This window comes from uncultured Lamprocystis sp. (assembly GCF_903933125.1).
GTDB lineage: Bacteria > Pseudomonadota > Gammaproteobacteria > Chromatiales > Chromatiaceae > Thiodictyon.
On sequence record NZ_CAIZIZ010000065.1, the window covers coordinates 1 to 5,032 of the forward strand.

6 protein-coding genes are annotated in these 5,032 nt (G+C 65.9%); 2 read left to right on the top strand and 4 right to left on the bottom strand.

Features of this window, described 5'->3' with window-relative positions; genetic code table 11:
* Positions 1 to 71: 71 nt before the first annotated feature.
* The 3 genes from QZY03_RS02885 to nadD all read right to left on the bottom strand — a co-directional run bounded on the left by QZY03_RS02885 (position 72) and on the right by nadD (position 1,899).
* Complete coding sequence (locus tag QZY03_RS02885) at positions 72 to 569, bottom strand: dihydrofolate reductase (RefSeq protein ID WP_295578121.1); 498 nt, start codon at positions 567 to 569, stop codon at positions 72 to 74.
* Between the two features lies 1 nt (position 570).
* Complete coding sequence (rsfS, locus tag QZY03_RS02890; protein WP_020504604.1) at positions 571 to 927, bottom strand: ribosome silencing factor; 357 nt, start codon at positions 925 to 927, stop codon at positions 571 to 573.
* 333 nt (positions 928 to 1,260) lie between these two features.
* Positions 1,261 to 1,899 (bottom strand): nicotinate-nucleotide adenylyltransferase, encoded by a 639-nt coding sequence (gene nadD / locus QZY03_RS02895; RefSeq protein WP_295578124.1) that lies wholly within the window; start codon positions 1,897 to 1,899, stop codon positions 1,261 to 1,263.
* Positions 1,900 to 2,311: 412 nt separating this feature from the next.
* Between nadD and QZY03_RS02900 the strand changes: the two genes are divergently transcribed.
* The gene (locus QZY03_RS02900; RefSeq protein WP_295578131.1) at positions 2,312 to 2,656 is read left to right on the top strand and encodes a phenylpyruvate tautomerase MIF-related protein; all 345 of its coding nucleotides are present in this window, start codon (positions 2,312 to 2,314) and stop codon (positions 2,654 to 2,656) included.
* 140 nt (positions 2,657 to 2,796) lie between these two features.
* On the opposite strand, the gene QZY03_RS02905 is transcribed toward QZY03_RS02900, so the two are convergent.
* Complete coding sequence (locus QZY03_RS02905; protein ID WP_295578126.1) at positions 2,797 to 4,065, bottom strand: glutamate-5-semialdehyde dehydrogenase; 1,269 nt, start codon at positions 4,063 to 4,065, stop codon at positions 2,797 to 2,799.
* A 286-nt stretch (positions 4,066 to 4,351) separates the two neighbouring features.
* Between QZY03_RS02905 and QZY03_RS02910 the strand changes: the two genes are divergently transcribed.
* Positions 4,352 to 4,768 (top strand): DUF2384 domain-containing protein, encoded by a 417-nt coding sequence (locus QZY03_RS02910; protein ID WP_295578129.1) that lies wholly within the window; start codon positions 4,352 to 4,354, stop codon positions 4,766 to 4,768.
* Positions 4,769 to 5,032 lie beyond the last annotated feature (264 nt).

The window sequence follows — 5,032 nt, forward strand, 5'->3', positions numbered from 1 at the left end:
CGCAACGCTTGAGGATGGGCATCGCTCTCGCTCTGCCCATCCTACCGAAAAGCCTGTCCCATCACTTCTGATCACACCCGCCCGCGGTGCAGTTCCAAGAAGGTCATAGCGATGGGGTTGCGCGCATCGGCCGGGTGTTGGGTGCGGCTGATCTCCCGCCAGGCGTCCGTCTCCCAGGGCGGAAAACAGGTATCGCCGTCGATCACCGCGTGCACCTGGGTGAGATAGAGCCGGTCCGCCCGCGGTAATGCCTGCGCATAGAGGCTGGCGCCGCCGACGACCATGAGTTGCGCTTCCCCCGCCGCCGCGGCGATGGCCGCGTCCAGTGACCCGACCGCGGTGCAACCCGCGGCCCGGAATGCGGGATCATGGGTCAGAACCAGATGCCGTCGTCGCGGCAAGAGTCCCGGCAGGGACTCCCAGGTGCGTCGACCCATGACGATGGTCTTGTCAAGCGTCAGGCGCCGGAAACGGCCCAAGTCCGCCGGCAGGTGCCAGGGCAGGGCGTTGCCGCGGCCGATGACGCCGTTATCGGCGACGGCGGCGACCACGCACAGCAGGGGCGCCAACTCAGGAGGTCGCGGCGGCGGCTTCGGGGACCAGCGCGGGGGCGGACCACAGACGCTCCAGGTTGTAGAAGTCGCGCACCTTCGGAAGCATCACGTGAACGACCACGCCATTGAGGTCGACCAGGGCCCACTCACCCTCGTTCAGCCCTTCGGTGCCCAGGGGCGCTTCCCCGGCTTCCTTCGAGCGGTAGGCGACGGTCTCGGCGATGGCCTTGACGTGTCGGTCCGAGGTTCCCGAGGCCACGATCATGTAGTCCGTGATGGCCGTCTTGCCGCGTACGTCCATCACCTGGACATCTTTGGCCTTCATGTCGTCCAGGGTATCCACCACCAGTTGCCTGAGTTTTTCGAGCTGCATGCGATCTCCTCTGCTTCGGATTCAAGGGGTGCGGGTGCACCGTTTCACGCGATTCAAAACGTCCTTGCGGGGTGCCGACGCAGACGGTGCAAGCGTCTTCGTCCGGCGCGGCGCGCTGACTCGGGGGTCGGCGCCGGGGTCCGCCATCCACGGCGAACCCGAAAGACAGTGATCGATAGCGATCAGTGTTCAGCCTCGATGCCGGCGGCTGGTCGGTAACGACCATGGCGCCCGCGCCACCCCGGAACATGAAAGTCCTCTCGACCCCTGCGTCGTCAGGGCTTCCAGCCCTGACCGTTCCAGTCCCGACGCCGTCAGGCCAGGATGGCCTGACTACGCACTTTCACGGTAAAGCCCGGCCTCCCGCAGGATGCCAAGCACGGGGTCCGGCACCAGATACCGGGGGCTCAACCCCTGACGCATCAGTTCGCGTATGCGGGTCGACGCGATAGCGACCTGGGTCACCTCCTGGAACAGGATGCTGCCCGCTGGTCGGTCGCGCAGTGCGTGCGGGCCGGCGCAGCGGTGTTCCGCGCAGAGTGTCTGCAACCTCGGCTCTACGATGCGGCCGACCCCAGGTCGATGCATCACGACCAGATGGGCCAGGTTCAGGATCTCGCGTGGCCGGTACCAGTCAAGGAAGCCGCGGAAAGCGTCGCCCCCGACCAGCAGACAGATCGGCACCTGTGCGCCGAGTTCGGCCCGCAAGGACTGGAGTGTGTCGTACGAGAAGGACTCCCCCGGCCGCTCCAGTTCACGGGTATCCGCCACGAATTCGGGCTGATTGGCGATGGCCGCCTTCAGCATCGCCAGCCGCAGTGCCGCCGGAGCCTCGGGTTGGGGGCGGTGGACCGCCACGTTGAGCGGGATGAAGCGGACCTGGTCGAGCCGTAAGGACTCGAGGCAATCCAGCGCCGGACGCAGATGCCCCAAATGGATCGGGTCGAAGGTTCCGCCGAGGATGCCGATCATCGTCGCACGGTGTCGTCGAAGCGACACCCGTGGTCTGACCCGATGGCGGGACTAGAGGGCATACCCCTGACGTACCGCGCGGTGGTAGCCGCGCGGGGGCAGCAAACGGATTCCGGTTGAACGGACAGGCAGTGTGCCGTCCCGGACTCCGGTTGGTGGATCGGTAAGGGCCTTGGGCAAGGTCTCCTGACTCTTATGCGACGGATGGTGAATCAGCTTGGTTACGCTAACATTAGCAGAAACGGTAGCGTCGCGTCACCCGAAGGCGCAACGTCGGGTCAGCGGTCCTGATGGTTCTGCGCACTGGTTGCGGGCTGCCGACAGGATTGGCCGATCGCTCTACTCCCGGCGACAAGTCGTCTCCCGCACTCTATCATTGTTGAACTCACCGATTGCCGAGGCCCAGCCCGCCATGCCCACGCTGCGCATCCTGACCAATGTCCAAGTCCCGGCCGAAGCCCGTGCCGATTTACTGAAACGCGCCTCCGGCACCGTGGCTGATCTGTTGGGCAAGCCGGAGTCTTATGTGATGGTGATTCTGGAGGACGGGTGCGACCTGATCTTCGCCGGCTCCGCGGCACCCGCCGCCTATCTGGAACTGAAAAGTCTGGGTCTGCCGGAACTCAAGACGACCCACTACTCGCGCGTGTTGTGCGACCTGCTCAATGAGACGCTAGGTGTCCCCACCGAGCGGGTTTACATCGAGTTCGCGGTCCCGCCCAGGCATTTGTTTGGCTGGAATGGCGGGACTTTTTAGTGGCCGGTTCAAATCTTAAAGTGACTTCCGGAACACCGAGACCACCCGCCATCGGCTCGGATGTCGATGCGACTTCAGCCGCACCGATTCGGACGCAGGTGCGACTGAAGTCGCATCGACACTGAACGGTCGGGCGACCGTCAGGCGCGGACTTCGCCGTTCCCCAGGACCACGAATTTCAGCGAGGTCAGCCCCTCCAGGCCCACCGGTCCGCGGGCGTGGAACTTGTCCGTGCTGATGCCGATCTCGGCGCCCAGGCCGTACTCAAAGCCGTCGGCGAAGCGGGTGGAGGCGTTGACCATGACCGAACTGGAGTCGACTTCGCGCAGGAAGCGGCGGGCGCGGCCGTAGTCCTCGGTGACGATGGCGTCGGTGTGGGCCGAGCCGTAGCGGGCGATGTGCTCCATGGCCGCATCCAGGCCGTCCACGACCCGGATCGACAGGATCGGCGCCAGGTACTCGGTGGCCCAGTCCTCCTCGGTGGCCGCCAGGGCCGCGGGCAGGAGTTCACGGGTGCGCGGGCAGCCGCGCAGTTCAACGCCTTTCTCCAACAGAGCGGCAGCGATAGGCGGCAGCAGCGCCGGCGCCACCGACGCGTCCACCAGCAGGGTTTCCAAGGTGTTGCAGGTGCCGTAGCGCTGGGTCTTGGCGTTCATCGTGATGCGCAACGCCTTCTCCGGGTCGGCCGCGGCGTCGAGATAAACGTGGCATATCCCATCCAGGTGTTTGATCACGGGCACGCGCGCCTCGCGGCTGATGCGCTCGATCAGGCTTTTACCGCCGCGCGGGATGATGACGTCGATCGATTCCGGCATGGCGATCATGACCCCCACCGCGGCGCGGTCCGTGGTGGCGACCACCTGCACCCCGTCGCCGGGCAGCCCGGCCGCGTCCAGTCCGTCGCGGATACAGGCGGCGATTGCCTGATTGGAGGCGAGCGACTCGGAGCCGCCGCGCAGCACCGTGGCGTTGCCCGATTTCAGGCAGAGTCCGGCCGCGTCCGCCGTCACGTTGGGGCGGGACTCATATATGATCCCGATCACCCCGAGCGGTACCCGCATGCGGCCGACCTGGATGCCGGACGGGCGGTAGTTCAGGTCCGTGATGGCGCCGATGGGGTCGGGCAGGGCGGCGATCTGACGCAGGCCCTCGATCATGGCGTCGATGCGCCCGGGGGTCAGTTCGAGCCGGTCGAGCGCGGCGGTATCCAGCCCCTTGGCGGCGCCGGCTTCAAGATCGGCGCGGTTGGCCGCACTGATGGTGTCGCGCGCCTGGTCGATCCGTCGTGCGATGGCGCGCAATGCGGTGTCCTTATCGCAGGTGGCGGCGCGGGCCAGCGCGCGCGAGGCCGAGCGGGCGCGTCGGCCCACTTCGGCCATGTAGGCGTCGATGTCGGTGATCTGGGTCATGATGTGCTGCGCTGTCGATCCGTGCCGGATCGCCTCAATTGGATATCCGGGAGTATAGCCTTCGTCCCTGAAATCCGGACAGTCCCTTGGTGTCGGGGCGGGTTCGAAACCCGCCCCTAGGTTCGGATATCAGGTCCGACGGCCAGATGCCGGGGGCAACCGTTGGTGCTCGGGACGGTACCGCGGATCGGCATCCCGGCCGAGGGGGCTTGTCGCGCCGCGGCGCGGTCGCCATGTCGAGGCGTGCGGTCGAATTGACGACCTCGCATTGCCCAGGGTGCCCGCTATGACTGATCAAACCGCTGACGAACGCCTGGCCCTGACCCGGCGCATCATGGACCTGCTCACGCTCTGGGCCCTGCCCGCACAGGCGATTGTTGACATCCTGGACTTGCCGGATACCGTGAAGGCGCGCCAGGTCGGGCGTTTTCGCGAGGCCGAGCCCTTGCCGAACGATCCGCGGGTGAATCGTCGGATCGCCTATCTGGTGCGGATCGAGGAGGCGTTGCACACCTACTTTCCGCGGAACCCGGAACAGCGCAACCTCTGGGTCAGGCGCGGGAACAGGCGGTTTGGTCGCCGTGCACCCATCGCCGTCATGGTGGAGGATGGCGAGAGCGGCATGATCGCGGTGCTGTCGCACCTGGACTGTACCTTTGCCTGGGATCTGACCGGCTCCAAATCGGAGTACCAGATGACCTGATACGGCGTCCCCTGGCCACGCGGCCTCAGGTAATTTCCGGGAAACGATGTACCAACGTGTCGGGGCGACTTCAGGTGTTTTCCGGAACACCGGATACCACCCACCGTCGGCTCGGTTGTCGATGCTACTTCAGTCGCACCGACTCGGACGCTGGTGCGACTGAAGGCGCACCTACACTCACCGGTATCTAAATTGTCGGAAATCCCCTCAGTCGCCGTCCGCGCCTGGCGTCAGATAGCCCGCGCAGGGCAGATGCAGCGGTTC